Source organism: Massilimicrobiota sp. mt181, from assembly GCF_055420065.1.
Genome location: NZ_JBVAYN010000020.1, coordinates 1 through 26,913, shown reverse-complemented (window position 1 = coordinate 26,913; position 26,913 = coordinate 1). Strand labels below are relative to the sequence as shown.

The 26,913-nt window shown below is 30.7% G+C and carries 27 protein-coding genes; 5 read left to right on the top strand and 22 right to left on the bottom strand.

Going from position 1 to position 26,913, the window contains the following annotated elements; all coding sequences use genetic code 11:
* Positions 1-4: 4 nt before the first annotated feature.
* The 17 genes from ACZYT4_RS10815 to ACZYT4_RS10735 form a co-directional block, all read right to left on the bottom strand.
* Positions 5-847: an energy-coupling factor transporter transmembrane component T family protein gene (locus tag ACZYT4_RS10815; protein WP_463785582.1), complete on the bottom strand. Its 843-nt coding sequence runs from the start codon at positions 845-847 to the stop codon at positions 5-7.
* Positions 840-2,543: an ABC transporter ATP-binding protein gene (locus ACZYT4_RS10810; RefSeq protein ID WP_463785579.1), complete on the bottom strand. Its 1,704-nt coding sequence runs from the start codon at positions 2,541-2,543 to the stop codon at positions 840-842. The genes ACZYT4_RS10815 and ACZYT4_RS10810 overlap by 8 nt, the downstream gene beginning before the upstream one ends.
* Positions 2,543-3,121 (bottom strand): ECF-type riboflavin transporter substrate-binding protein, encoded by a 579-nt coding sequence (locus ACZYT4_RS10805; RefSeq protein ID WP_463785576.1) that lies wholly within the window; start codon positions 3,119-3,121, stop codon positions 2,543-2,545. The genes ACZYT4_RS10810 and ACZYT4_RS10805 overlap by 1 nt, the downstream gene beginning before the upstream one ends.
* 99 nt (positions 3,122-3,220) lie before the next feature.
* The gene (locus tag ACZYT4_RS10800; RefSeq protein WP_463785574.1) at positions 3,221-4,078 is read right to left on the bottom strand and encodes an SAM hydrolase/SAM-dependent halogenase family protein; all 858 of its coding nucleotides are present in this window, start codon (positions 4,076-4,078) and stop codon (positions 3,221-3,223) included.
* Between the two features lie 142 nt (positions 4,079-4,220).
* A complete protein-coding gene (locus ACZYT4_RS10795; RefSeq protein ID WP_463785572.1) occupies positions 4,221-4,901 on the bottom strand; it encodes a fructose-6-phosphate aldolase in 681 nt (226 codons plus the stop codon).
* 12 nt (positions 4,902-4,913) lie between these two features.
* Entirely contained in the window at positions 4,914-5,831 is a 918-nt protein-coding gene (locus tag ACZYT4_RS10790) for a glycyl-radical enzyme activating protein (protein WP_463785569.1), read from the bottom strand.
* Entirely contained in the window at positions 5,818-8,172 is a 2,355-nt protein-coding gene (locus ACZYT4_RS10785) for a glycyl radical protein (RefSeq protein WP_463785567.1), read from the bottom strand. The genes ACZYT4_RS10790 and ACZYT4_RS10785 overlap by 14 nt, the downstream gene beginning before the upstream one ends.
* A gap of 138 nt (positions 8,173-8,310) precedes the next feature.
* Positions 8,311-9,081 carry a DeoR/GlpR family DNA-binding transcription regulator gene (locus tag ACZYT4_RS10780; protein WP_463785566.1) on the bottom strand — a complete coding sequence of 257 codons (771 nt, stop codon included), beginning with the start codon at positions 9,079-9,081 and terminating at the stop codon, positions 8,311-8,313.
* A gap of 108 nt (positions 9,082-9,189) precedes the next feature.
* Positions 9,190-9,867, bottom strand: coding sequence for a flavodoxin (locus ACZYT4_RS10775; RefSeq protein WP_463785564.1), 678 nt, complete (start codon positions 9,865-9,867; stop codon positions 9,190-9,192).
* Positions 9,868-9,876: 9 nt separating this feature from the next.
* Positions 9,877-10,212, bottom strand: a complete 336-nt coding sequence (locus ACZYT4_RS10770) for a hypothetical protein (RefSeq protein ID WP_463785561.1) — start codon at positions 10,210-10,212, stop codon at positions 9,877-9,879.
* A gap of 113 nt (positions 10,213-10,325) precedes the next feature.
* Positions 10,326-11,216, bottom strand: a complete 891-nt coding sequence (locus tag ACZYT4_RS10765) for a LysR family transcriptional regulator (RefSeq protein WP_463785559.1) — start codon at positions 11,214-11,216, stop codon at positions 10,326-10,328.
* A 45-nt stretch (positions 11,217-11,261) separates the two neighbouring features.
* Entirely contained in the window at positions 11,262-12,590 is a 1,329-nt protein-coding gene (locus tag ACZYT4_RS10760; protein WP_463785557.1) for an MATE family efflux transporter, read from the bottom strand.
* Between the two features lie 153 nt (positions 12,591-12,743).
* Positions 12,744-14,147: a polysaccharide biosynthesis tyrosine autokinase gene (locus tag ACZYT4_RS10755; RefSeq protein ID WP_463785555.1), complete on the bottom strand. Its 1,404-nt coding sequence runs from the start codon at positions 14,145-14,147 to the stop codon at positions 12,744-12,746.
* A 5-nt stretch (positions 14,148-14,152) separates the two neighbouring features.
* Complete coding sequence (locus ACZYT4_RS10750) at positions 14,153-15,550, bottom strand: tyrosine-protein kinase domain-containing protein (RefSeq protein WP_463785553.1); 1,398 nt, start codon at positions 15,548-15,550, stop codon at positions 14,153-14,155.
* A gap of 11 nt (positions 15,551-15,561) precedes the next feature.
* Entirely contained in the window at positions 15,562-16,377 is an 816-nt protein-coding gene (locus ACZYT4_RS10745) for a hypothetical protein (RefSeq protein WP_463785551.1), read from the bottom strand.
* Positions 16,370-17,110: a tyrosine-protein phosphatase gene (locus tag ACZYT4_RS10740; protein ID WP_463785549.1), complete on the bottom strand. Its 741-nt coding sequence runs from the start codon at positions 17,108-17,110 to the stop codon at positions 16,370-16,372. Before ACZYT4_RS10740 ends, ACZYT4_RS10745 begins: the two co-directional genes overlap by 8 nt.
* Before the next feature lie 79 nt (positions 17,111-17,189).
* Positions 17,190-18,944, bottom strand: coding sequence for an ABC transporter ATP-binding protein (locus tag ACZYT4_RS10735; protein WP_463785547.1), 1,755 nt, complete (start codon positions 18,942-18,944; stop codon positions 17,190-17,192).
* 536 nt (positions 18,945-19,480) lie between these two features.
* Here ACZYT4_RS10735 and ACZYT4_RS10730 point away from each other — a divergent pair.
* The gene (locus ACZYT4_RS10730; RefSeq protein WP_463785545.1) at positions 19,481-20,494 is read left to right on the top strand and encodes a radical SAM protein; all 1,014 of its coding nucleotides are present in this window, start codon (positions 19,481-19,483) and stop codon (positions 20,492-20,494) included.
* Positions 20,495-20,542: 48 nt separating this feature from the next.
* On the opposite strand, the gene ACZYT4_RS10725 is transcribed toward ACZYT4_RS10730, so the two are convergent.
* Positions 20,543-20,830, bottom strand: a complete 288-nt coding sequence (locus ACZYT4_RS10725; RefSeq protein ID WP_463785542.1) for a PqqD family protein — start codon at positions 20,828-20,830, stop codon at positions 20,543-20,545.
* 192 nt (positions 20,831-21,022) lie between these two features.
* Positions 21,023-21,877, bottom strand: a complete 855-nt coding sequence (locus ACZYT4_RS10720) for a hypothetical protein (protein WP_463785539.1) — start codon at positions 21,875-21,877, stop codon at positions 21,023-21,025.
* A 252-nt stretch (positions 21,878-22,129) separates the two neighbouring features.
* Here ACZYT4_RS10720 and ACZYT4_RS10715 point away from each other — a divergent pair, with 252 nt between their 5' ends.
* From ACZYT4_RS10715 to ACZYT4_RS10705, 3 genes are all read left to right on the top strand, one after another.
* Positions 22,130-22,558, top strand: a complete 429-nt coding sequence (locus ACZYT4_RS10715) for a hypothetical protein (protein ID WP_463785536.1) — start codon at positions 22,130-22,132, stop codon at positions 22,556-22,558.
* A 119-nt stretch (positions 22,559-22,677) separates the two neighbouring features.
* On the top strand, positions 22,678-23,058 hold the full coding sequence (locus ACZYT4_RS10710; RefSeq protein WP_463785534.1) for a hypothetical protein: 381 nt from the start codon (positions 22,678-22,680) through the stop codon (positions 23,056-23,058).
* A 123-nt stretch (positions 23,059-23,181) separates the two neighbouring features.
* Entirely contained in the window at positions 23,182-24,303 is a 1,122-nt protein-coding gene (locus ACZYT4_RS10705; RefSeq protein ID WP_463785532.1) for a radical SAM protein, read from the top strand.
* A 207-nt stretch (positions 24,304-24,510) separates the two neighbouring features.
* On the opposite strand, the gene ACZYT4_RS10700 is transcribed toward ACZYT4_RS10705, so the two are convergent.
* The 3 genes from ACZYT4_RS10700 to ACZYT4_RS10690 form a co-directional block, all read right to left on the bottom strand.
* The gene (locus tag ACZYT4_RS10700; protein WP_463785529.1) at positions 24,511-24,909 is read right to left on the bottom strand and encodes a hypothetical protein; all 399 of its coding nucleotides are present in this window, start codon (positions 24,907-24,909) and stop codon (positions 24,511-24,513) included.
* A gap of 135 nt (positions 24,910-25,044) precedes the next feature.
* Positions 25,045-25,860, bottom strand: coding sequence for a site-specific integrase (locus ACZYT4_RS10695; protein ID WP_463785527.1), 816 nt, complete (start codon positions 25,858-25,860; stop codon positions 25,045-25,047).
* A gap of 170 nt (positions 25,861-26,030) precedes the next feature.
* Entirely contained in the window at positions 26,031-26,192 is a 162-nt protein-coding gene (locus ACZYT4_RS10690) for a hypothetical protein (protein WP_463785525.1), read from the bottom strand.
* Between the two features lie 281 nt (positions 26,193-26,473).
* Here ACZYT4_RS10690 and ACZYT4_RS10685 point away from each other — a divergent pair, with 281 nt between their 5' ends.
* Positions 26,474-26,758, top strand: coding sequence for a hypothetical protein (locus ACZYT4_RS10685; protein WP_463785522.1), 285 nt, complete (start codon positions 26,474-26,476; stop codon positions 26,756-26,758).
* The last annotated feature ends 155 nt before the right edge of the window (positions 26,759-26,913 follow it).

Below are 26,913 nucleotides of genomic sequence, written 5' to 3'. Positions count from 1 at the left end.
CCTATTAAAATGGATACCATACTTCAGATACATTAAAAAATACTCTTCCAATGATATAAGCCACGACAAATATACCTAATAAAATATAAACCACTTTCACTTTTCTATCATTTGGTGTTTCTTCATGTTCTGAGTAATAACTACGTTTCTTTCCTTTACCAAATCCTCTTAAATCCATAGCATTAGAAATATTCCCAATACGATCAAAGGAAGTAATGACTAAAGGAATTAAAATTAATATATTCTGTTTAATTCTTTTGATTAATCCTGTTTTCTTAGGATCAAGTTCAACACCACGCGCCTGCATAGATACTTTAATATTCTGATAATCTCTTGCTATATCAGGGATATAACGAAAAGCCATCTCAACAATTGTACAAATTTTATAAGGCACTTTGCATGAATATAAACCGGCTGCAAATTCACTTGGTGTAATAGCTAAAATAAAATCTAAAGAAATTAGAAATGATGCAATCATTTTTAAAAATCTTGATAACAAAAACCAGACTTCTTCATATGTCACTATATAATGATCTGTGAATTGAAACCAGATTGTTTCATGACCAAAATAAAGCATACCTAAATGTGGATTGGCTAAGTAATACAAAATAATATTGATCAGATTCATAACCACCACAAAAATAATAATATAACGCACTGATTTTAATTTCGGTTTTAATGAGATAAGTCCTATAATACCTAAAATCAAAACAGGTACAATAAGTCTTAAATCAAAAGACATAATCAAATAGACAATCAATACAAAGAATAAACGAACTTTTGTTGTACCTGATAACTTATGCAAAAAAGTTTCACCAGGTATCAGATTAATAATAAAATTATTCATGACGGTTCATCCTTTCATGCTCAATAAAATGTTCAGTAAATTCATCACAAGGAAGACCAATACGTTTTGCTAAAGTGAATAAAGAGGTCTCTTTTAAATGAGCTCTTTGAATGATATCTTCATTACTTAATATTTTAAAGACACTATCATCACCAATACATGTACCTTCACTAAAGACAATTGCTCTATCTGTATATTCAATTGCTAAATGCATATCATGGGTAATGAATAAGATAGTAATACCATATTCTTTATTTAACTGATCTAAGAATGTCATAATTTCAGTATAAACACGATAGTCCTGTCCAGCAGTTGGTTCATCTAAAATCATCACATCAGGTTTCATCGCTAAAATAGAAGCAATGGTCACACGTTTCTTTTGTCCATAGCTTAATGCTGAAACAGGCCAGTTTCTCATAGAATAGAGATGACACATCTTCAATGCTTCTTCAACATTCTCATCAATTTCCTGCTTTGAATAACCATGAAGCGTTAATCCTAAAGCAACTTCATCTTTAATCATATCTTTAACAATCATCTGATTAGGATTTTGCATGACATATCCAATCATTTCACCTATTTCTTTGATTGAATATTGCATATAATCCTGACCTTTTAAAAGAATCTGCCCATGTGTTGGTCTTAAAATTCCACAAAGCAATTTAGCAATGGTACTTTTTCCTGCACCATTTTTTCCAATAATGGCGATTTTTTCTCCTTTATGAATATCAAAAGATACATGTTCCAGAACATTTTGATGTGCATTATAGCCAAAAGATAAATCTTTAACTTCAATAACAACTTCCTGTTGTTGTTGAGGTTGAGAAGGTAGCGTCTGTTGAAAATCTTCTATCAATTGCTGACGATATGGTTCAAGATCAATATCATAAACATTACTAATATGACCAGGTTGCAACTGACATCCAGCATTTTTTAATGCTGTAATATATAGTGGTTCTCGAATACCATTATCTTTTAACAAATGACTCAACAATAATTCATCAGGTGTCATATCAGCGATGATCTGTCCATCCTGCATTAAGATAACACGGTCTACATGTCGATATAAAACATCTTCTAAACGATGTTCAATAATAACGACTGTTTTCTTTTGTTCTCTATAAATACGATCAATCAAATCAATCGCATCATTCCCCATCATGGGATCCAAGGCAGCTAAAGGTTCATCAAATAACAATATCTTAACATCATCATGCATAATACCGGCTAAAGCCACACGCTGTTTTTGCCCGCCACTTAAATCATAGGGAACATGATTTAAAAATTCATGCATGTCTACCATTTTGGCTGACTCATATACACGTGGAATCATTTCTTCTCGCGGCATATTATCATTTTCCAGTGCATATGCAATATCTTCACCAACAGATAATCCAACGAATTGTGCATCCGAATCCTGTAAAACAGTTCCAACTTGACTACTTAACTGAAAAATGCTAGATTGAACAACCTCCAAACTAGCAATTTTACAAGATCCTTTTATCTCCCCATCATATGAAAATGGAATCAATCCATTGATACAATGGGCAAGTGTTGATTTCCCACAACCAGATGGTCCCAGCAGCAACACTTTTTCCCCTTCATAAATCGTCAGATTAATATTCTTTAAAGTTTCTTTAGTTTGTGATTTATAACGAAAACTAAAGTCTTTAAATTCAATGACAGGTTTTTTCATTATTCAGCTTTTAAATTTTGACCGCGAGAATTTCTACTAGCTAAAACTTTTAAAACAGGTATACCAATTACTAATAAAACAATAATATTTGAAATTGATCCTACAACTGATTGGTATAAAGTAATCGTTAATTCTCCACCATACCATAAATATGTAAATACTGGTGTCACAAGACCAAAACTGATTGCACATCCAACAATGCAAAGGATAGCATAAATCACCATATGTTTGATTTCAAAAATACCATCTTCAATATAAGCACCATATAATGGAAGAGCTCCAATAAATAATCCTAAAACAGCATTTCCAATTGACCAGTCAAACCAGAATCCAGATCCACTAATTAAATCAGCAATCACATTACCAACACCAGCAGCAACAGCAGCTGGTACAGGTCCAAATAATCCACCAACAATGACTGGAACAATCATCGCCGTTGTTAAACTTGTATTTGTGAAAATTCTAATAGAACCAAAGTTCATTAATACACCAAATAAAGCTGCCCCTATCGCAACTCCTACAATTGTTTTGGTATTCCAAACACCAATAAATTTCTGTAATGTTGTCTTTTTATTCATAAGACACACCCCTCTCTTATTTTTTCCTATTAAGACATAACAAATGTTAAATCTTTATCTTTTCTTTGTCAACAAATTTATACATTATTCCCTAGATTATTACTCATAGATAATCTTTGGTGCACGACGAATGCTTATTTCCCAATGGATACCTGTTCCAATATTATAAGCTTTCGCAAAACTTCCCTGATTAATCGCTACTGCCATACGATCTAAGCTATTGGCATATAATAATGTTTCTCCAGTAGACACATCAGCAAAGCTTCTTGCATAGACAAGAATATTCTTATAAACAATACGATGCGCATGTTCAATACAGATTTCTACACGATCTCCAAAAGATACATTAAGCTGCTTAAACATTTCACGAGGAATATTTGTCCATAAACTACCAAAGCGCACATCCAATACATCAATTGTTCCCCTTACAATATCATGATCAAATGTTGGTGCAATAGTTGTTAATTCAACAATAGATTCTACATCTATCTCTGGTCCAATCTCTTCAAATGAAATGATTCCTGAAGCCAATCTTGCAGAAGTGTAAGCATAAATATCACGTCCATGGAAAGTATAACTTTCGCCAGAGTTTGGCAACCTGTTCTTTGTTTCATCAATTTCTCTCGCTTCCTCAATACCGACAATCATCTTAAGATGTGTTAAAGTTCCATTATCCGGTGTAATGACATATTGACCATCTTTTATTTTCACAGCAACACTTCTTCTAGAAGAACCAACTCCTGGATCCACAACAGAAACAAAAACACTTCCTGCTTTCCAATAACTGACTGTTTGAATCAAGCGATAAGAAGCTTCCCAAACATCATATGGTTGAATATCATGCGTCAAATCAAAGATTTTCAAATTTTCATCAACACTAAATGCAACTCCATACATTGCACTGACAGCCCCATCTGCCAAACCAAAGTCTGTTTGTAGTATTAATGGTTTCGACATTTTTCTCCCTCCTTTTCATCTCACGCCCTCTATTATACAAAAAATTTTTATTATTGAAAATATTTTTTATAAGTAGATAGATTTTCTCCACGAAAAAAGCCTTCCAAACTGAATTATTTCAGCTCAAAAGGCATTTTGACGCTTATAAATCACAGATTCCTTGATTCTCTCCATAAATAGAATACCAATCACTATTAAAATCATCGACTGCTTTTTCTATATTTGGATTCTTAAAGACTTGCTTTAAGACTGCTACTGGTGCTGTGATAGATTGTGCTCCATTATTGAAGGCATCTCTAACCTGCTGTACACCTTTAAATGAGGCTGCAAGAATCTTGCATTCATATCCATCCATGATGATTCTATTGGAAAGCTCGTTGATCAGTTCCATTGGATCGGCTCCTAGATTTCCTATTCTATTGACATATGGCGCAATATAGTCCGCTCCTGCTGCCAATGCCATATATGCTTGCATCAAATCATAGACAGCTGTCGCTGTGACATGATGTCCTTCTGCTTTTAAGATCTTGATGGCTTTGACACCTTCATAAGAAACAGGCACTTTGATATAAACATCTTCATCGATTTCTTTTAAGATACGATGTGCTTCCTTAACCATCCCATCACAATCTTTAGCAATCACCTGAATATGAAGGCTTCTTTCCTTTCCAATAATCTTTCTGATTGCGCGCATATGATCAAAGAAATGAGCCGGGCTTGTTGCCTTAACAATTGATGGATTGCTTGTCACTCCAACTATTGGCATATACTCTACTGCTTCTTGAATCTCTTCTAAATTCACTGTATCAATAATAAATTCCATTGTTCTTCTCCTTTATTCTATAATTAAATTTTTTAAACCAGCAGCTTTGACAATATCGTAAAAATGTTGCATCTGTTGTTGGTTAAACATTTTATATTGTTTATCCACACCATATTCAAATTCGACTAGATCATATTTTGCTGAAGCCAACGGATTATAATTTAACAATTCATATTGAACTTCAGGATCAATATCAACTAAAAACTGACAAATAGATATGATGTTTTCCTCAGTAGCGGTCATGGTCGGAATCAATGGTGTTCTAATAATCACCTTATGTTTATGTTCACTTTTTAAAACATAGGCAATATGTTCTTTAATGATTTTTGATGAAACCCCTGTATATTCTTGATGTTTTATTTCATCAAAAACTTTTAAATCTATATAAATCAAATCTAAATAAGGTAAAATCTTTTTAATCAAATCTAGTGAGGCATACATAGTTGTTTCAATAGCTGTATGAATTCCGACTTCCTGACATCTTTTTAATATTTCAAAAAGAAATTCACCGTGCATCAAAGGTTCTCCTCCCGAGAAAGTTACTCCACCATCATCTCTAAAGAAAACCTGATCTTCTTGAATTTTTTTCAACAAGGTTTCAATATCGTATTCTTCACTGTCATAGCGAATGGCACCACTTGGACAGGCTCTTATCAGATTATCAAAATCTCCCTGATATTGAGGATTCAAATAAGGACGATCATTGTCATATTTCATCTGATTCTTTTGGGCAAACTGTTCACATCTTCGACAATGAATACAACTATTTTGAAAATAGACAGGTTTTCTTTTTGGGGATAACCCTTCAGGATTCTGACACCAACGACATCTTAATGGACATCCTTTTAAAAAGACAGTTGTTCTCAATCCATGTCCATCATGAACAGCAAACCTCTTAATATCAAAAACCAAAGCCTTAGATGTCTTCATAGGCTGTTCTCTCAATAATTTCATCCTGTAATTTACCAGCCAGCTCAACAAAATAAGCTGTATATCCTGCTACACGAATCGTTAAAGAACGATGCTGCTCAGGATGAACTTTCGCATCTAATAAATCTTCTCGTCTGACAACATTAAATTGAATATGGGGAACTTCCAAATCAACAAATGCTCTTAAAAAGTTTTCAAACTTCAGCATTCCTGTTTCTGTCTTAAAGAATTCCGGTAAAAATTTCATATTCAATAATCCACCATTTGTTGTAAAAGAATTCTTCATTCGTGAAACTGACTTTAAGACAGCTGTAGGTCCAGCCATATCTCTTCCATACACTGGTGACATACCTCCATCAGCAAGTGGCTGCAAAGCATTTCTGCCATCAGGTGATGCACCTACATTTTCTCCCATAGGAACATGTGCAGACACTGTATACATACCTGTATGATAAGGACCACCTCGATAATTTGTATAATCCTTCATGCGTTCTCTAAAATATCCTGCCCATTTAGCACCCAGATCATCAACCCATTGCACATCATTTCCATATTTAGGCGCTTTATTTAATAACATGGTTTGTGTAATTTCATGGCCTTGAAAATCAGCTTTTAATGATTCTAATAATTCATGTTTAGAAATCATTTTTTCATCATAAATCAGCTCTTTAATAGCCGCTAATGAATCAGCCAGATTAGCAACTTGAATCATTTGGATACCAGATAAATTATATTTTGCGCCACCTTTAGTGACATCTAATCCTTTTTCTAAACAATCATCAATCACAGTTGATAAAAAGGCAGTTGGTAAACAATCCTGATGTGCTTTTTCAACAACTTCTTCAGCTTTCATCATTTTTTCAATAAAATAATCAATCTGTTTTTGAAATGCCTTTTCTAAATCTTCAAATGTTTCATAGGTTTCCATATTCCCTAAATCTAGACCTATCTGTTCATTTGTTAATAAACATCTTCCATTATTAAGCGTTAATTCCAAAGCCTTATTCAAATTAAACATAGCTGCATCTGACCAACCCAAATTATTACCATGAGTTGTCAATTCCACACAACCTACAATGGCATAATTTCTGGCATCTTTTTCTTCGATACCTAAATCTTCAATCATCGTATTGATAATGGCCTCATCATTGAAGAACTGTGGCATACCACTTCCTCTCGCTACAACCTTGATAGCTTCCTGCATCAATTCATGAGAAGAATTTTTATTTAAACGCACTGATAGATTAGGTTGAGGTAATCCCAAATGATATTGTGCTCTTAAAATCAATAAAGATAATTCATTATAAGTATTATGTCCCTGTTCATCAACACCACCTATTGCGATGTTAAAACCAATTGGAAAACCAGCAAAATATTTAGCACTATTTTGATTTCTCAAATAAACAATCTGATTAAATTTAAGCCAAAGACATTCTAAGATTTCTAAGGCATCCTGTTGTGAAATCTTTCCTGACTCTACATCTTTTTGATAATAAGGATACATATATTGATCCATTCTTCCTGGTGAAAAAGAGGATGCATTCGATTCCATATGTAAAATCACAAACAGAAACCAAAGAGATTGAACAGCTTCATGGAATGTTTCAGGTGGTCTTTGTGAAAGATTTTGACAAATCATAGCCACACCCTTTAAAGATTCTTTATATTCATCATCCACTTCATCTAACATATCCATAATATAATGATAATATCTCATCATAAAATGACATGCACCTTCTAAAACAATGATGGCACATTCATAAAACTCCTTCTGACTGTCATCACATGTTTTTAGTTTTTGTTGTGCCTCTTCCATGAGACCACGTGGTCCTAACTTTAACCATAACGCTGAATCAGGACAGATATGTCCCTGCGCATGATCCTTTTGATTAATTTTGACAACTTTTGCGATAGCATTGATTTCTTTTCCATACTTTTGTTTAATAACATCTTCCATAGAACGACCATTCCAGTAAGGATAAATACTTTCTCTAAATTCCTGAATATCTTCATCCCTGACTAAGAACTTATCTTGAGGTCTGGTTGGTAATGTTTCAAACTCCTGATTGACCCATGAGCAACCACTTTCTGGAAAAACAACACCATATCGTACACCTTTTGTACGATTCCCTACAATCAACTCTTCTGGCTCTACACCAATTTCCAGCTGTTCTAATGACGCTTTTAATGAAAGAGCTCTTTTTTTAGGAACAGATAAATCTTCATTTTCCTGATAAACACGTGTAATAATGCGTGCCTGCTCAATAGAAGCATATCGAGGAGCACTTAACATTTTATCTTTTAAAATCTGAATTCTTTCTGTTTGAATAAGATTATCCATCTTTGTCCCTCCTTTATTGATTTTTATTGTTTCTTCTTATTGCAATTCTTATTATACATTGTTTTCTATTAATTTCAATAACAAAACAATTATTTTCAATAAATTTTAATAATTTTCAATAAAAAAAGAAATCATTTTCTAAATGACTTCTAAACCAAAATCTTTTAACTTTTTACAAGTTTCCTCATCAGGCATACTTTCGCCAATATATCCTGTAAAATCACCAATATCAGCAAAGACAAAATTCCCATCTAAATGAAATTTCTCTAATTCAGCCACCATATAACATGATTTACTTGAATGAATCACTTCTTTTTTCGTAATACCATCATCAACATGATATGTCGTCACTTTCCCTTCATGAATATCAATACCAACAACACCAATAAATGCCAAATCAAATTTAAACTTCTTAATCTGATCAATCGTAAATGAACCAATAAAGCCATCTTTAGCATTATTAAGCGCACCACCTAAAAAGAAGATTTGTGTTACACAATCCTGAGTAAATATATTCATGATATCAATCATATTTGTGACAACCGTAATATTTAAATTACGTTGATAAATCAATTTGGCAATTTCCAATGTCACTGTTGATACACCTAAAAACACTGTTGTTCCTGGTTTAATGAATTCAATCGCTTTTTGCGCAATCCTTTTCTTCTCCTCGACACGTACACCCTTACGTTCATTAACATTAATAGTATGCAAATTCGTACGAATTTGAGTTGCTCCACCATGAATTCTTTTTAATTTATGTGCTTTTTCTAGAATGGTTAAATCTTTTCGAATACAATCTTCAGTGACATGAAAATCTTGACTTAAATCCTTCACTCTCACTTGCCCTTCTAAATTCAACTTGGCAAGAATCTGATTATGTCTTTCCTGCTGCAACATTTGACTCATCCTTCCTATTATTTTTTATTATGCCATTGATTTCAATAAAAAACAAGAAATTCACATAAATCATATACTAAAAACGAATAAAAAAAGATATAGATTTTCATCCATATCTTACTCTTGTGCTTCCTGAATCCATGAAACAACATCATCCTCAGCGTCTTGTACTTGAGAACCATTGATTGTCAAACCATCTAAGACTGTCGCCTGTGGGCATAACTCTTGAATATCCTCTATAGTATTAGAAAAACCTGAACCACCAGATGTATTAAAAGGAATAATGGTTTTATGAGAGAAATCATATTCTTCTAAAAAGGTATATAAAGGCATTGGCATCCCACCCCACCAGTTTGGGAAACCTAAATAGATGACATCATAGTCTTCAAAGTTTTCCACATGCGAAGCTAATGCTGGTCGTAAATTTTGGACACGTGCTCCTTGCTGTTCATCAACCAAGGCATCATAATCGGCAGTATATGGTGTTTGCGTCTGAATTAAAAACTTATCTCCACCTGTCTGTTCAACAATCAAATTAGCTAAATATTCTGTATTTCCCACTAACTGTTGATCTTCTACAATTACACTTGCCGATGAAGATGTATCGGTATTTTCCGGAAAATCCGTATTTCCAACTCTTGAGAAGTAAGCTACTAAAACTTTCCCATTGTCTTTTCCACTTTGTTCTTGTGTTTCTGATGATGCCTGGTTTGTTATGGTATTCATATTTTCACTTGGTGTTGATTGACATCCGACAAGAATAATTGCTATTAAAATCAATAAAATCTTTTTCATTGTAACCTCCTATTCACCATTATTATGTTTTTGAATGTTATAAATCAAATAATCAATATAATCCAAATGTTTTTGATAAGTATGTAAATGTTCAAGAATAGTTGTTCTAACTTTCTTCAAAATTGGAAGACGATTCTTAGAATGTGTGTAATATGCAACCAGTTCCTGATCATCAAGTCCTAAATTTAAAAGATGCAGCATTTCCATAATATCACGAACATCCTGATCCTGATAGGTTTTCATATTGCCAACAGTACGAACGCCATCCAACAAATGCAAGCTTTCTAGTTTCTGAATATCACTTGATTCAATATAATAACGTTTCTCTAAATCTTCAATATTCATATCCTTCCTCCTCGATATCATTTTAATAGACAGCTGTCTTTATATCTAATACTTCGTCAACATACCACTTATGCTTCATAAGCATTAAAAAAAGTCTCTTTAAATAAGACTTTTTACTGTTCCTCTTTGATTTTCTTATTTAAAAAATCAATAAATTTTGATACTGTAAAACTCATTGACTGATATTTTTTCCAGATAATTAAAGATTTCGTTGTGAGTTGTGGGAAAAGTGGTCTAAAGCATAAATCATCATCAGCTACATAATGATAGGATCCTTGAATGACAATAGCCGATCCAATATCATTGGATACTAGAATAGAGGCTGTTGTTGTCAATTCTGAAACAGCTACAAAATGAAGCTGCTGGTACTGTTCTTCTCCAATCCATTCTTTAAACTGATTTTGTGTTTCTAAACGAGACGTATTGATTAAAGGAAGATTTTTCAAATCAGAAACTTCAACATAGTCTTTTTGAGCCAGAGATGAATCTTTTTTTATCAGAATCCCCCATATTTCTGGTTGGTTTAATCTCAAAAAATCAAACTTCTCTAAATTCATTGGTTCTAAAACAAAACCAATATCTACCAATCCATTTTCAATTGATTCAGCAATCACATCACTATTACCATTACGAATACGGAAAGTCACCTGTGGATATAATGATTTAAATTCTTTCATATATTTTCCCATCGTCTTTGTGGCTTCAGTAATTCCACAGGCCAAGACAATTTCACCAGTCACTTCATGTGTCTGATTCCCTATTTCCAATTCTGTTTTTTCTGACAGATCAATAATTTCTTCTGCTCTTCTTTTTAAAAGCATTCCTGTTTCCGTTAATAAAACTTTTCTCTTTCCTCTAATAAATAAAGCTGTTCCTAATTCATCTTCTAATTGCATTAACTGTCGACTTAAAGTCGGCTGTGTGATATGTAAGATTTCAGCAGCTCGTGTAATATTCCCTTCTCTAGCAACAGCCAGAAAATACTTCAAAACTCTAATTTCCATATTTTCTCACTCCTTATTTCTCATCATTTTTATTATATCATGATTTTAGGCAACGCGATATTCCTGCCATTTTCCTTTGACAAATCTTATGACAAAACATAATGAACGACATAACCACTCCATCCCCATTGCCATCCATACACCAATAATTCCCATATTCAAAATAACACCAAATAAGAATGCTGATCCTAAGCGAAAAGTAATCATTGAAAAAATACCAATATACATAGAATAATGAACATCTCCTGCTGCTCTTAAACCATTAGGTAAAACAAAAGCAGTTGGATGTAAAGCAAAAGCCATGACATTATGCATAATAACCAAAATATAAGTCAATTGTCGTGCTTCAATGGAAAGTGTATATAAATCTAAAATCCATGGTAATAAAACAATAACAATTCCACCTATCAAAGCTGTTGCTAGATAAGAAATTTTCATGAGTTTTTTCAAATAATGTTTTGCTTGCTGATATTGATTGGCTCCAACACATTGACCGACAATCGTCACAATCGCCAAATTCATTGCATTCACAACCACAACTGCAATCTGATCAATGCTTCCAGCTACACTATTGACAGCTATCTGACTCGTTCCAAATAAAGCCACAATACTCGTTACCAGAACTCTCCCTAAAGTAAATAAACCATTTTCAATACCATTAGGTACTGCAATATGAAGAATCTTTTTAATCATCGTAACATCAAAAGAAAAGATATCTTTGATTTTGATATACACACTATGACGTCTATTTAATGAAGAAACAAAAATCATCACAGCAACGACTATTCTAGAAACAAGCGTTGGAACTGCCACACCTGCTACACCAGCATGAAAAACAAAAACACCTAAATAATTTCCAATAATATTAATGATATTCATAAGTAATGATAAATACATAATCATTTGTGTTTTTCCAATAGACCGAAACATGGCCGATGCGGAATTATAGATTCCCAGAAATGGAAATGATAAAGCTGTAATAAAGAAATATGTCAAACTGGCTTGCATAACATCGGCATCAATAGAACCAAAGAAAAGACTTAAAATGCTTTGACGAAAAACAAGGCAAACAATCATAATGATCATGGAAATAATAACAGTGATGGTCATCAACTGCCCTGAAGCAAAAATTGCATTTTTCTTATTTTGACTTCCAATATATTGTGAAACAATGACAGCTCCACCAGTCGCAATAGCTGATAAAACAGTGATAATCAAATTATTCACCATATCTACTAAACCCACACCAGAAATAGCTGCTTCCCCTACATAGGATACCATCATTGTATCCGCCATCCCTACAATCATCATTAAAACCTGTTCAATAATTAATGGAATGATCAGTTTTTTTAAATCCTGATTTGAAAATAACATGCTCTCTCCTCCTTCTTCATCTCTATTATATAATCCACTCATTTATAATGTCTAATACCTATAATAAATAAATTTAATGCTTATAAAGCATGATATATACAAATAAAAAATAGTTACCATAGGAGATAACTATTTTAAACTCTATCAATGATTTTATTTTTTTCCATAACCATATCCGTATCCATAGCCATAACCATAACCATAGCCATAATGACTATTTTGTCCAAATAATGTTGGTTTAACTTGATTAATGACAACCCCCAAAATAGATGGAATTCGTTCGTTTAATTCTTCTAAAGCATCGGCTATATCAAAACTGTTGACATAATCTTGTTTTATAACAATGAGTGCAGTGTCACAATATTGTGATACCAATAGTGCATCTTCCATCATATATAATGGTGGGACATCCAAAATAACATAATCATACTCACTTTTTAATTTATCAATCAGTTCTTGCATTTTATCTTTTGATAACAACTCAGTTGCTTCCTGAGAAGATTGAACACCATAAATAATATCTAAAGAATAGCCATTGAATCGATTAATAATTTCCTCATATAAAAAATTATTTTTTAAGTAATCAATAATATTACCACTAATATTTTGTCCTTTTACCATCTGATATATAGATGGATTTCTTAAATCCAAATCAACTAAAGCAACTTTATATTTCTTATCAGCTAATGCAAGAGCAGTATTAACGGCGGTAATCGTTTTTCCTTCATTAGGCATAGTGCTTGAAACCATAATAACTTGAATTCCACTTTTTTTATGTGTCTGCTCAATTTTTAATCTAATATCAGAAAATGATTGCTTAAACTGATATTGAATTCGAGGATTAGATAACAACAAGTTTTGTTGTCTTCCATATTTTTTAGAAGATGGGACATAAGGAACTTTCGCAACACTTTCTAAATGCAAATATTTTTTAATATCTTTTTCATTTAAAATAGTATGACGTAGCAATGTATATAGAAGAGTTATCATAAAACTTATAATAATTCCCAATATAATTCCATAAATACCACTTCTTAAATAATCAGGATAAGCATCAGGCTCGCTTGCTAATTGTGGTGTATCCAATATTGCTAAAGAAACATCACTCATAACAATCTCTGTAACTTGACTATAATTATTAATAATACAATTAATAGTATCATATGCATCCTGTGCTTGTGGCGATGTCACTTTTAATTCTATGAGATTTGTATCTGTAATACGTGACAAAGATATTTGTCCAGGTACTGATGAAACATTCAATTCATTACAAATAATTTTTTGCATCATACTCCCTGTTAACAAGTTACTAAAAGTTGTGAGAAGATCATCATTATCATCACTTTGTGAAAAAACATTTGTTTGTTCATTTTGATAGGCAATAAAAACAGCACTAGAGCTGTAAACTGTATCAAAGAAAAAGACAGTTCTTACCTCTAATAAAAGAAAACATATAACAACAATCAATATTAATCTTTTTTTCAACTTCATTAAAGAAATATAAAAACGATCAAAATACTGTGTTAAATCAATTTTATCTTCATTATTATCTTTCATTCATCTCACCTCTTATCTTGTCGTCTATATTGATTATATCCATAACGATAACCATAGACCTTATTTGATTTTCTTAAATCAATTACACTCGCATTATAAATACATCCAATAAGATTATTTTTCATCGAAACTAATCTGTTAATCATATCATTAATTAAATAATCTGTGGCGACATTTTGTTTCACAACCAATAAAGATGCATCAACCATCTCGGTCATAATAAGTGAATCATTTAATCCTAATACAGGTGATGTATCAATAATAACAAAATCAAATTCTTTCTTTGCACTTTCAATAAGCTGTTTCATACGTTCAGATTGAAGTAAATCTTCCGCATGAGATAAATCCTGCATTGCACATAAAACAAACAATTCATTCTTATTTAAATATTGAACCTGTTTTTCCCATTGACTTTCACCATTTAAATATTGATTAATATTGCGTTGTGTTGTAAGATGAAAAATCTTATGTAAAGATGGTTTTCTCAAATCACAATCAATAATCAATACCTTATGATCATTAGCAGCTAAAGCTAATGCTAAATTAGCAGCAATAGATGATTTTCCTTCATTTTCTAATGAACTTGTTATCATCAATGTCTGATATCCATGTTTTTGACATGAAGCTTCTACGCGACTACGTAATTTTTTTATAGACTCCTTATATTTGAAACTCGTTTTTAAAGAAGTAATCAGTATCGCTTGTTTATTACGTTTCCAAAACTTTTTTTGGCGTGGTTTATGTTCTTTAGGAATTTTTGCAAACAAACGACAATCAATATATTTTTCAATATCTTTTGGTGTTTTGATTGTGCGTCTAAAATAAGCCAGCACACAAAAAACAACAATAAATATAGCACCACTAAACACAGCTCCCTGAACAAAATTACGAATATGATGATTGGTATTCACTGGCATCTCATTAATAGTTGATTGTTCCAAAATATCTAATTCATAAGAAAAACGATATTTATTAACATTTTGCTGATACCAGGAAATAATAGCATCTAATGCATAGTAAGATGTTTGTCTTTTATGAGAAGATACCTGAATATTAATAATATTTGTATTATTTTGACTCGTAACTGTACAATGCATATCTAAATCATCAACCTGCATTTGTTCTTGAACATAATTTTTCACAACTTGCCCATTAAAAATATAATCAAGTGTTTTTATATAATTTCGAACTTCTTCTAATTGAGAATATGTATTTGTTTCTGAACTCAAAGTTGCTGTGACAGATGAAACATATTGAGGTTGATATGTGAATGTTCTATACATATCTAATGCCATCCCAAATATAATAATACAAACTATAAACCATTTCCATTTTTTCAAAAGAGAAGAAAAAACGCATGTTAATCTTAAAACGATATCTTGATTTTGATTTGATTGATTCATTTTCTCCCCTCCTACTCTACAATAACAACAAGTCTTGTAATTCCATAGTCACCATTACTTCTGTTAATACGATAAATAAATTCATAAGTTCCTTCTTTACTTGAATCATAATTATCGGTAATTTCGACATCACTTTTTAAATAATCATTTTCTACACCTAAGTCCTCAATTTTTTCAATATAGCTTCTTGGATAAATTGTTTCTCCCTTTTTAACTCTAATTAAATAATCACTTAACTGAATATCAATATTTGGTTCATAATTCAACCAAGTTGCTTTCGTCTTAAAAGTTGTTGTTGTCCCACAGCTATCTGTAACTGAATAAGTTACATAAAATTCATCATCCTGATTATATGCACTACTCTCAACAGAAATCTGAGAAGATAAATCTCCATCAACCACACTACTAGCACTGACATAATCTTTAAGTTGTTCTGTTGAATCTAAATAATAAATAAATAATGCTTTTTTTATATTAATTTCCGGAGCTTCATAATCCGTATAAGTTATTTGTCGTGTTGCTCGTGTAATATTATCATCTTCATCAAAAACAGCATATGTCACTGTACGTTGCTGATTCTCATCAAATGTAGATATATTCTCTATAAAAACTTTTGATGTAATATCTCCATCTTCAGCATCTGATGCCTTGACTCCTTTTAATAAATCATCTTCTTCATCTTCAACACTTATTTTCAAAACACTTTCTGGCACTTGCAATTCAGGTGCCGTCCCTGTATCCAAGTTTCTCTCGCTAAACATTAAAAAAGCTCCATATACAATGATTAAACAGGCAATGACAAGAAGAAATTTTATTGTTTTATTCATTGGTACCCCTCTTTCTTATATCCACATCTTTTAACATTTTCTTTGCATTCTCTTTAAAAATTTTATCAGCATAATCTTGGCCATAATAGTCTCTTACAAAACAATAAGAATCATACATTAAAGAGGTTCTTCTTTGCAAACCATGCGCATCACTTCCTACAAAATGGTATTGATGGGCTTCTAACATCTCAAGTGCAATATCTCTAGCCATACTCCCATATTTCCCAAAAATACTTCCTTTATTCATTTGTAACAATGCTCCATGGTTAATCATATCCCAAGGGAGATGTGAAGAAACTTGAACTGTTTCATATCTTTCAGGATGAGCAATAATTGGAATAAGATTATTGACTGTTACAACATCAATAGCATCTAAAATAGTCTTGTCATCAACATCAAAAAAGAATTCCATTAAAATATATTGTGTATGATTCATATGTGTAATATCTTCAAGATGTTCTAAAAAAACATCAGGTGAACTCATTAAAAATTCCGTTCCTAAATATAATTGAATTGGTATATGTTCTTGTTTAACAATATTTTGAAAATCTTCAAATAAATTTTTTATATATGAATATGGATTTTCAAATCCATATTCATATGCCAGATGAGGTGTTAAAACAATCTCATCAGTTCCATCTTCATATGCATTGATGAGCATCATCAATGAATCTTCAACTGATTGCGATCCATCATCTACCATTGGCAATATATGAGAATGAATATCAATCATTTTGTCACTCCATTCTATAATCTATCTATTGCATTATAACATATCTTATATTCAAAAAACAATTTAACTAGCCATATCCTTAAAAATCAATTGCCATTTTTGCTGATTCTTCTTCAGTCAATTGAGTTAAATGTGTATCCATAACACGATAAACCCTTTGACACATGTTTAAAACACTTGGCCTATGTGTTGTCACAATACATGTTTTATGTGGATGATTTAAAATAATATTATGTAATACCTTTCTTTCAGTTTCAACATCTAAAGCACTTGTTGCTTCATCTAATAAAAGAATCGGTGCATCTCTTAAAATAGCACGTGCAATAGCAATTCTTTGTGCCTGTCCTTCTGATAAACCTTTACCTCTAGCACCAATTTCACTATTGATTCCTTTATCTAAATTTTTGACAAATGAATAAGCACACGCTGATTCTAATGCCTGAATAATTTCCTCATCTGTAGCATCCTCTTTCACCATTCTCAAGTTATCTGCAATTGTTCCAGAAAAAATAGTATTTCCTTGTGGCACATAAGCAAATAAATGTCTTGTAGAAGCTCCTAACTGATATTCATGACCCTGATAATCTTTTAAAACTGCTTCACCATCTTGTGGTAAGATTAATCCCAAAAACATTCTAATCATTGTTGTTTTCCCTTCACCACTAGGTCCAACCAATGCAATAATTTCTCCTGGATGTGCACTCATAGAAGATGATACCAATACTTTTTTATTTTCTACATAAGAAAAACATACATCTCTGATTTCAATCGAAAAACCATTTTCACTAATTTCTTCTAAATAGTCTATCGTTTCTATATTTTCTTCTTCTTTAGGCAAACGAATCAGTTCCATAATACGTGCTGCGGAAATTGTTGCACTTATTGTAGAAGGTATAATCCCAACTACAGAACTAAAAGCTGAAGATAAGCGTCCTGACTGTTGCAAAAATAATGTCATTTCTCCATAATTTATAGCTCCAGCCCATAATCTATAAACTGCCCAACCATAAAATGAAAATTCTATGACCATTCCAATCAAAGATAAAACCAAATTCGTTTTAATACTAAAAAGATTATAATCCAAATTAACGACTTTGTATCGTTCTTGAAACTTTTTCAATTTATCACTAAATAACGTAACAAGATTAAAAGATTTAATAGAATCTATATTACTAAAAGTTTCAGATTCAAAAGACATCATTTCACTATTCATTTCTTTCACTTTCATATTATAATCACGCATACGTGATAATAATATCTTAGAAGAAAATAACATAATTGGTGCATTCACTAAGGCAAGTAACATCATTGTTGGATCATAATATAAAATCAATCCCAATGTCGCAATAAAATTAAAAAGATTGACTATCAAATTAGGTACCCAACCTATGGCACTATTAGCAACCATTCCAATATCACTGCTAAAACGATTCAAAATATCACCACTATGATAACGAGATAAATCCATCCAATTGACCTTAATGATCTGATCAAAAATATCAGCTTGAATTTCATTTTGAATACGTATACTTATTTTTAATGTTATACGTGACATAGCTTGCGAAAAAAACAAGCTAAACAATGACATGGAAACCATTAACACAGCCATCTCTACGGCCCTATTTGTTTGAATTCCTGTCACAATATTAATCAATTCTTTACTGGCAACTGAACTAATCAATGACATAATTGTTGAGAAAACACCTAAAATAGTATAAAAAACTATTTCCTTTTTATATCTTTTACCATAGGAAAACATCCATTTAAATTCTTCCCACATTTCTTTAATACTACCATCTTTGATTTTTTCAATAATCATTCTGATTGATTCCATAATTCCACCCCAGTCAAATTATTTACATTATAAAGTGATTTATTTTTGAATGCAACATAATCATGAATTTTATATGTGAACATAACAAAAATATTATATTGCTTTACTTCCTCTCATAAATAGAGTAATATCAATGATAGAAGAAATATTTTCTTCATAGTCATTATTAATTAGTTAATATTGACTATATGTGTTGGATATTCTTTAATCAATGCAAAAGAATCCTTGCCAATAAGTTTTTAAGTTATGATGACAAAATCTATCTTTTCATGAATAAAGATATCTATTTCAAACATAAAACTTTAAAGACAAGAAAAGCTCTTGTCATTTTTTTGCACATGTATTCGAATCTTTCTAAAAAGCGTAGTGTAAGTTTTTGACAATGTCGGATGTCTTATATAAGACATAAAATGGATATATCATCTGTTTTTATACACTAAAGAAGACATGTATGTTCAAAGACTTATCCAACAATAACGATTATGATGAAAGGAGAATTGGAATGATCTATTTTAGATATTTCAAAAAAAGAAGACATGGACAAAAAGTTTATTGTAGACAGATTAATTAAAAAAGCTCAGTTAAAAAACATACCTATTACAGGTGAATTATCTTTAACACCTCCAGAAAGTCAATATGTATTACAATGTAGTAAGCAAAATTTATGTTCACTAGAAGAATGGTTAAAGATTGCTAAAGAAATGCAAAACAATCAAGTATTATTTCTAGAACTTTCTGGCGAACCATTACTATATCCTCAATTTCAAGATCTTTATTTAGCATTAAAAAACCTAGGAATGGTCTTAACTATTCATACCAATGCTATTCTTATTGATGAAGAAATAGCATTATTTCTTGGAAAACACAAACCTAAATGTGTCAATGTGACATTATATGGTTCAAATCAGGCACATTATCAACGATATTTTCATAATGAGACAGCCTTCCAAAAAGCGATAAATGGATTATATCTCTTAAAGAAATATGGTATCAACGTCATCATTTCAAATCATTCTGATTGTTCATCAGAATATGAAACAAGACAAATTAGAAATATAAGCCAACAGCTTCAAATACCATTTCAAACAGCGAAATATAACATATCTTCTCAATCTATTTCCGCTGTTCAAGCTGCTCGTTATAAAATCACAGAGATCAAAAATAAAATGGATGAAGAATCATTTAAAGAACTTGTCAATCAAAAGTTATCTGTTCTTCAACATCAGTCAAACATTCACAAACATTCCTGTCTGGCAGGTCAATGTGCGTTCTTTATTGATTATAACGGAATGATGAGTGCATGCTCTACTATTCGCTATCCATCATATGATGTTTTAAATATTGGTTTTCAATCCATCTGGACAAAGATTGTAAAAGAAACAGAATTAAAAAGACAGCTTTCTCCATGTAGACAATGCATTCTTTTCAATAACTGTGAAACATGTTATGCTTGTCCATTATGCCAGAATACAGATGACAATACACCTTTATATATGTGTCAATATTCAAAAGAAGCCTTACGTATTTTTCAAGAAGAACAACTTTCTTAATTTGAAAAGGTCAGAAAAATTTAAACTTTTCTGACCTTTGCTATATTTTTACCAATTTTTTTGGGGATCAGATAATGTAATTAACCCCGTTTGTAATAAATGATTAATAAAGATGACTGCGTCCTTAGTAGCAGTTTCTTCATCTATATCATATTCCTTTAATATCGTCTGAACAAGCTCTTCAAATGAATTGACTTCTTCTATATGATTATAAATAAAAGCTGCTGTTTCCGTTAAAGTAATAATTCCATTAAATTCTTCTGTTGTATGACCGGTAGGAATCAAGATATATTCATCTGCAACTTCCCTTAAAATAAATTCTTTAATCTTCTTCATATTTTCCCTCCATTTGTTTTAGCCACAATAAAATTTCATTAATATAGTACATAATTCAAATTCATTAGAAATAATTTACATATACTTTCTCTATAAAATGTAACACTCATCCTTATAGTTTATTTTTGCCTGATACTTCAGCAATTTTTTAAGTTATAAGTATCCCAGCTTACTTCATTTGTTTTACAATGTCTAACGCATCCATATTTTATCCTCTTTTAATTGATTTTCTAAACAAATAACAGCATTTTCACTTATATCGCATTCAAGATGATAAATTGGCACATGAATAATTAAATCATCTATAAAATCCATGACTTTATTAACAAAAGGTGCATAATGATAATTAATCGTTAATTCACTGATTAATTTTTTGACCTTTGTTTTATAATCCAATTTTTCTATTTTATTTTCTTTAGCTTGACTTAAGAAAACAATACATTTCAATGGATATGTTTCATTAAAACAAATACGAGATGATCCACACACTGGCCAACCATTCGCAAAATACTGATCGTTTTCTTTTGATATCAATGTACGATCTCCATTAATCGTACGTGTTCCTCGATACTTTGTCCATAAATCAGCTTGTGTTGATTTACCTGTTCCAGAAGGCGCACTAAACAATATGGCTTCACCATTATGCAGCATATAAGCACTATGTAATATAAATTTATTTAAAAAATACATTCTCTTTTCTAATGAAAGAATAGAAGCAAATATTGTATCACTTTCAAATAACTGAACATATTCTTTTTGAACATAAACGACAGTGTGACCTTCATGCATTCTTAAACATAAGCCATAAGGTCTATGATCTCCTGGTAAATATAAATATCTTTTATGAAACTCATCTTGCATAAATATTTTGATATTATTCTTATTTAAAATAAATTTTTCATTTTCAGTTTCAATATAATCAATCATATATATATCATATAAATGGTCATAGCAATCAGCATCTACACGAAATAATTCTAAATTCTTTGGTGTAGGAATATGATCATGATTATTTATTTCTATTATTAATCCTCCAATATTATACATATCCACTTCCCCTTTTATCCAAAACATATATTTCATGAAATAATATATAAAAAATCTTATATATGTCAATAATAATGTTCTTTTTTATATAAAAAAGTTTATCATATTTCACCATGTTTTTCATTATTTTATTTACTCCTTATATAAAAATTTAGTCACATATTATTTGTGGAAAATTTTGTGATTTTATCGCATCACATCAAATCAAGACAATTATTTTATAAAATTTTTTATCAAAGGAGGAATCAATTTATGAAGACATATATTAAACCTTTAATGAACTATGAAATATTTACAGCCAATGAATATGTAAGTGCCTGCTATAATGTACAATGTGAGATTGGTCAAGGAAATAAACCATATGCAAAGATATTACATAATGGGAATTTCTTTAGTGGATTCTTAGAAAAATATAGTAGTTTAACTCAATACACAGGTGATAATTTAGCACATGGCTCTGCTTGTGGTTCTCATACCGTTATTAGAGATGATGGAACAATATTTGAAAATGGTAAAGGTTCTCAAGGTGATATTGTACAAATCGTAGATAACGATCATTCCGGTGGTTTATCAGCTGGCGATTATGTCTATTGGTATACTGGAGACATAAACGGAACTGGAAGATATAATCATTTTGGAACAGCTTATAGTGTAAACTCTGAAAACCCAAACTTATCTTAAAAATCACTAAGAATGATGAGTTCTTGACACTCTAATTCTTAGTGATTTTTCTTTCCCATAAATAAGCCTAGTATAATCTTATTTGTAGAAAATAGATAAAAACTAGGAGGGATATATAGATGAGAGAATACGTAAAACCTATGATGGATAGTGAAGTTTTTGCAGCTAATGAATATGTTTCTGCATGTGCTGATAATACTACTTATAATTTCAAGTGTGATGCAGGTGGAGGCAGATATGGTGGCTTATATGATATGGATTGGAATCGTATAAGTAATACTTCAAGTTCATATCATGCATGTGGTGAGACTCACAAAGCATCTACATCTGATGAATTTATACGTGGTTATTTTGATCCTGATAAACAACATAATAATGGGAATGAATTAGAAGTATATATATGGTTAGAAGGGTATCGCTTACCATGGGGACCATGGGTTACTACTAATAGACATGCCACTACAGAATTAGATATAAACAAATGGAAAAATCATTCATAATGAGTTATATAGGAGCAATCAAAGCTCCTTTTTTTGTTTGTGTCAAACTATATAACTTTACATTAATAAAAAAATAAGATAATATTTTGTTTAGAAAAAATATTATTAAAGGGGAATAAATCAATGAATCCAATGGAAGATGCTTTATATGTTGAAAAAAGACTTATTAATAAAGCTAAATTAAATAAATCACCTATTAATGGAAGTATTGAACTACTTCCATTATGTAATATGAATTGTGATATGTGTTATGTGCGTTTAAGTAAGAAAGAAATGGATCAAAAAGGAAGAATGCGTACAGCTAAAGAATGGCTAGAAGTTGCTAAAGAAATGCAAAAATCTGGAACATTGTTTTTATTATTGACTGGTGGTGAACCTTTTCTCTATCCTGAATTTAAAGAAGTATATTTAGGTTTGAAAGAATTGGGTTTTGTATTGACAATTAACACAAATGGAACTCTTATTGATGAAGATATGGCACAATTTCTAGGTAAATATAGACCTAGAAGAGTGAATATTACTTTATATGGTGCAGATGAAAGAGCTTATACAGAATTATGTCATTATCCTGGTGGTTTTGAAAAAACAATGAACGCCATTAAATTATTAAGAAAGTATAACGTTGATGTGAAAGTAGCTAGTAGTTTGACTAAAGCTAATGCACCAGATATGGATAGAATTATTGCTTTACAGGATGAATTAAATGTTCCTGTAAGAGTTGATACATATATGATGCCTGCTACTAGAGAACGTGATAAACCATATCAATATCAATCAAGATGTGACCCTATTACAGCAGCACAAATTAGATTTAGAATGTTAAAAACAGAAATGGGAGAAGAAAACTATAAAGAATATATACGCTTGAAATATGAACAAATTAAAAACTTTGTACCTGAAGAAGAACCAAGAAAAGTGACATGTATGGCTGGAAACTGTTCATTTACAATTAATTGGCAAGGAGAAATGAGACCATGTGTTATTTTAAGTCAACCATCTATTTCTGTATTTGAAGAAGGTTTTGATAAAGCTTGGAAACAAATTGTTGATGAACTGGATAAAATAAGACTTAATATAAAATGTAGTCAGTGTCATTTAAGACCATTATGTCAAACATGCAGTGCATGTGCATTATTAGAAGCAGGTAGTTATGATGCTATACCACAATATATGTGTGACTATGCTGAAGAATCGTATAGAATTTTAGAAGAAGAATACAAAAGATTAAAGGAAGAAAAAGATTAAATGAATATTTTAAATATAATGAAATATTCTAACTTTTTCATTTAATTAATAAAAATTATAAAAACTGTGCAAATAAAAGTGATATAACATAATTGCACAGTTTTTATTATGAACAAGTCTAATTTAAACATTATGTTTTAAAGAATTAAAAAGACCTAGAAATCAATATTTCTAAGTCAAATTTACTTTAAATATAAAATTTAATTATTAAGAATGATTTTTCCATTTATTCATATCCAATTCAGTTGTAGCATGTCCATTCCAACGTGGTCCCAATATACTCCATTCTAAATTTCTCCATACAATAACACCTTCGCCAGAATCTTGCTTTCCATTTCTATTTCTATCTACAAATCCATCATAAAAATCACCAGTAGTAGGTGCACTGTGAGTATCACCACAAGGAGTATAAGATCCCATTCTCTCTGCTCTACCCTTACCTTCATAAACACCATCTATTTTTCCATCACTTTCAGGATAATAGTAAAGTGTACCAGCGGGGGCATTACACTGAAAATTATAAGTAGTAGTATCAGCGCATGCAGAAACATATTCATTAGCTGCAAAAACTTCACTATCCATCATAGGTTTTATGTATTCTCTCATCTATATATCCCTCCTAGTTTCATCTGCTTTCTACAAATAAGATTATACTAGGCTAGTTTTTAGATCATAAATTTATTCAATTAAATAATTCTTGTATTACCCTATTATATTGAATTTAAAGATATATCCATACAATTAAGGATTGACTATTGATTTTTGTTTCGCTTTTAATGGGAAAGCTTTGTATAATGCTTTTCTTTTATTTACTTCATTAACATGAGTATATATATTCATTGTTGTTGTAATATTAGCATGACGTAATAATTCTTGTACAGCTTTTAATTCAGCACCATTACTTACTAATCTAGTAGCTAGTGTATGTCTTAACATATGAAAATGAAAATGTATATCTAAGTCATTAGATATTTTCCATAAAGTATACTCTAATTGTTTTGGATTCAAATATTTTCCATATTGATCACTAATGACATGTTTATGAGGGTGATGTTGAAACCATTTCAATAATATTTCTTGTAAATGTTTATGAAATGGTAAAACAGCTTCAGAAGTCTTTGTTTTCATTTTATCAGTAACAAATAATTCATCTCTAGTTTTATTAGCATAAACCATTTTTTTAGAAACATAAATATATTGATTTTGAAAATCAAAATCATCTTTATCTAAAGCAAAAACCTCTGATATACGTAACCCCGTATATCTACCGATATATAAAGCAATGATATAAGCATATCGTTTTTCAGATGGCCTTTTTAAAAGTTCGTTTATGATTTTATGAAAATCTGAATCTTTATAAACAAGATTATCCTTAGATTTATTATTGCTTTTACCAACAATATGAACTAAACGTAAAGGATTATGCTCAATATAATTACATTTTATTGCAAAATTCATAATCACATTTAAGATATCTTTTAATTTATAATTGGTTGATAAACCAATATGACTATTATCATTAAAATAAGATTGAAATACTTTATAATCAACATCCATAATTAAAATATTTCCTAATCTATTTTGAATATGTTTATAATATCTATTCTTATAATCAATAATAGTATTATCTTGGTAATGAAAGATAGCTTCTAGTTCTAACCATTCATGAAAAACTTGATCAATAGTTATCTTATATTTTTTTATATATCTTTGGGTAGAACTCAATTCTAATTTTTTTGTTTTTCATATAATTCTGCATCCTCATATGAATTGAATCCACTTTTAGAAAAACTTTTACGTTCTTGCGTTAAAAAATCAATATAATTAAAATACACTTGATAAGTAAATCCTGTTATGGATTTTTTGCTTTTTCTTTGTCTAATACTCATAATTCTATTCTCCTTTATTTTTTAATTTTGACATGTTTTTGTCATTATTTTTTGATCAGAAAATATGACAAAAATATGTTATATGCTAATTTTATCTATATTTCAATTTCTTAAAAATAATAATAAATATATTAAATTTTTCTGTTTTTCATAAATATACATTTTTTCTCAAGAATTTCTCATAATTTTCTCACATTTTTCTCATAATTGTTTGCATTTTATTTATAAGAATAGTATAATCTTATTTGTAGAAAGTAGATAAAACTAGGAGGGATATATAGATGAGAGAATATGTAAAACCTACGATGGATAGTGAACTTTTTGTAGCCAATGAATACGTTGCAGCATGCGGTGATCATGGTACTGTTTATAAATTTGTATGTGATGCCGGTTGGACTGGGATAACAGGGTCTACAGTATATACTAATGGTCCAGATGGAATTATGAGTACTGACGATGATATAAGCTTAGGATCATATCATAAATGTGGTGAAACACATTACGCAAGTACGACTGATGAATTTATTGAAGGATATTTGAAAAAAATGTTCTCGGCGTTCCAGTAGGACAACCACAAAAAGTAATTATATGGCGTGGAGAAAATGGTGATAATGTTCATTGTACCAAAAATATAGATATGAATTCATGGGAAACTGCAAAATCATAATATAAAGGTAATTAGACTTAGAAGCATCAATTTCTAGGTCTTTTCTTTTGCCTA

Coding starts and splice junctions, on each gene's coding strand:
- ACZYT4_RS10725 (WP_463785542.1), bottom strand. CDS start 20,830: ATGAAGAAGATTAAAGAATTTATTTTAAGGGAAGTTGCAGATGAATAT.
- ACZYT4_RS10730 (WP_463785545.1), top strand. CDS start 19,481: ATGGACAAAAAGTTTATTGTAGACAGATTAATTAAAAAAGCTCAGTTA.
- ACZYT4_RS10705 (WP_463785532.1), top strand. CDS start 23,182: ATGAATCCAATGGAAGATGCTTTATATGTTGAAAAAAGACTTATTAAT.
- ACZYT4_RS10710 (WP_463785534.1), top strand. CDS start 22,678: ATGAGAGAATACGTAAAACCTATGATGGATAGTGAAGTTTTTGCAGCT.
- ACZYT4_RS10785 (WP_463785567.1), bottom strand. CDS start 8,172: ATGGATAATCTTATTCAAACAGAAAGAATTCAGATTTTAAAAGATAAA.
- ACZYT4_RS10775 (WP_463785564.1), bottom strand. CDS start 9,867: ATGAAAAAGATTTTATTGATTTTAATAGCAATTATTCTTGTCGGATGT.
- ACZYT4_RS10745 (WP_463785551.1), bottom strand. CDS start 16,377: ATGAATAAAACAATAAAATTTCTTCTTGTCATTGCCTGTTTAATCATT.
- ACZYT4_RS10810 (WP_463785579.1), bottom strand. CDS start 2,543: ATGAAAAAACCTGTCATTGAATTTAAAGACTTTAGTTTTCGTTATAAA.
- ACZYT4_RS10760 (WP_463785557.1), bottom strand. CDS start 12,590: ATGTTATTTTCAAATCAGGATTTAAAAAAACTGATCATTCCATTAATT.
- ACZYT4_RS10750 (WP_463785553.1), bottom strand. CDS start 15,550: ATGAATCAATCAAATCAAAATCAAGATATCGTTTTAAGATTAACATGC.
- ACZYT4_RS10780 (WP_463785566.1), bottom strand. CDS start 9,081: ATGAGTCAAATGTTGCAGCAGGAAAGACATAATCAGATTCTTGCCAAG.
- ACZYT4_RS10755 (WP_463785555.1), bottom strand. CDS start 14,147: ATGAAAGATAATAATGAAGATAAAATTGATTTAACACAGTATTTTGAT.
- ACZYT4_RS10800 (WP_463785574.1), bottom strand. CDS start 4,078: ATGTCGAAACCATTAATACTACAAACAGACTTTGGTTTGGCAGATGGG.
- ACZYT4_RS10740 (WP_463785549.1), bottom strand. CDS start 17,110: ATGATTGATATTCATTCTCATATATTGCCAATGGTAGATGATGGATCG.
- ACZYT4_RS10805 (WP_463785576.1), bottom strand. CDS start 3,121: ATGAATAAAAAGACAACATTACAGAAATTTATTGGTGTTTGGAATACC.
- ACZYT4_RS10715 (WP_463785536.1), top strand. CDS start 22,130: ATGAAGACATATATTAAACCTTTAATGAACTATGAAATATTTACAGCC.
- ACZYT4_RS10720 (WP_463785539.1), bottom strand. CDS start 21,877: ATGTATAATATTGGAGGATTAATAATAGAAATAAATAATCATGATCAT.
- ACZYT4_RS10765 (WP_463785559.1), bottom strand. CDS start 11,216: ATGGAAATTAGAGTTTTGAAGTATTTTCTGGCTGTTGCTAGAGAAGGG.
- ACZYT4_RS10690 (WP_463785525.1), bottom strand. CDS start 26,192: ATGAGTATTAGACAAAGAAAAAGCAAAAAATCCATAACAGGATTTACT.
- ACZYT4_RS10790 (WP_463785569.1), bottom strand. CDS start 5,831: ATGAAGACATCTAAGGCTTTGGTTTTTGATATTAAGAGGTTTGCTGTT.
- ACZYT4_RS10685 (WP_463785522.1), top strand. CDS start 26,474: ATGAGAGAATATGTAAAACCTACGATGGATAGTGAACTTTTTGTAGCC.
- ACZYT4_RS10695 (WP_463785527.1), bottom strand. CDS start 25,860: ATGGATGTTGATTATAAAGTATTTCAATCTTATTTTAATGATAATAGT.
- ACZYT4_RS10795 (WP_463785572.1), bottom strand. CDS start 4,901: ATGGAATTTATTATTGATACAGTGAATTTAGAAGAGATTCAAGAAGCA.
- ACZYT4_RS10700 (WP_463785529.1), bottom strand. CDS start 24,909: ATGAGAGAATACATAAAACCTATGATGGATAGTGAAGTTTTTGCAGCT.
- ACZYT4_RS10770 (WP_463785561.1), bottom strand. CDS start 10,212: ATGAATATTGAAGATTTAGAGAAACGTTATTATATTGAATCAAGTGAT.
- ACZYT4_RS10735 (WP_463785547.1), bottom strand. CDS start 18,944: ATGGAATCAATCAGAATGATTATTGAAAAAATCAAAGATGGTAGTATT.
- ACZYT4_RS10815 (WP_463785582.1), bottom strand. CDS start 847: ATGAATAATTTTATTATTAATCTGATACCTGGTGAAACTTTTTTGCAT.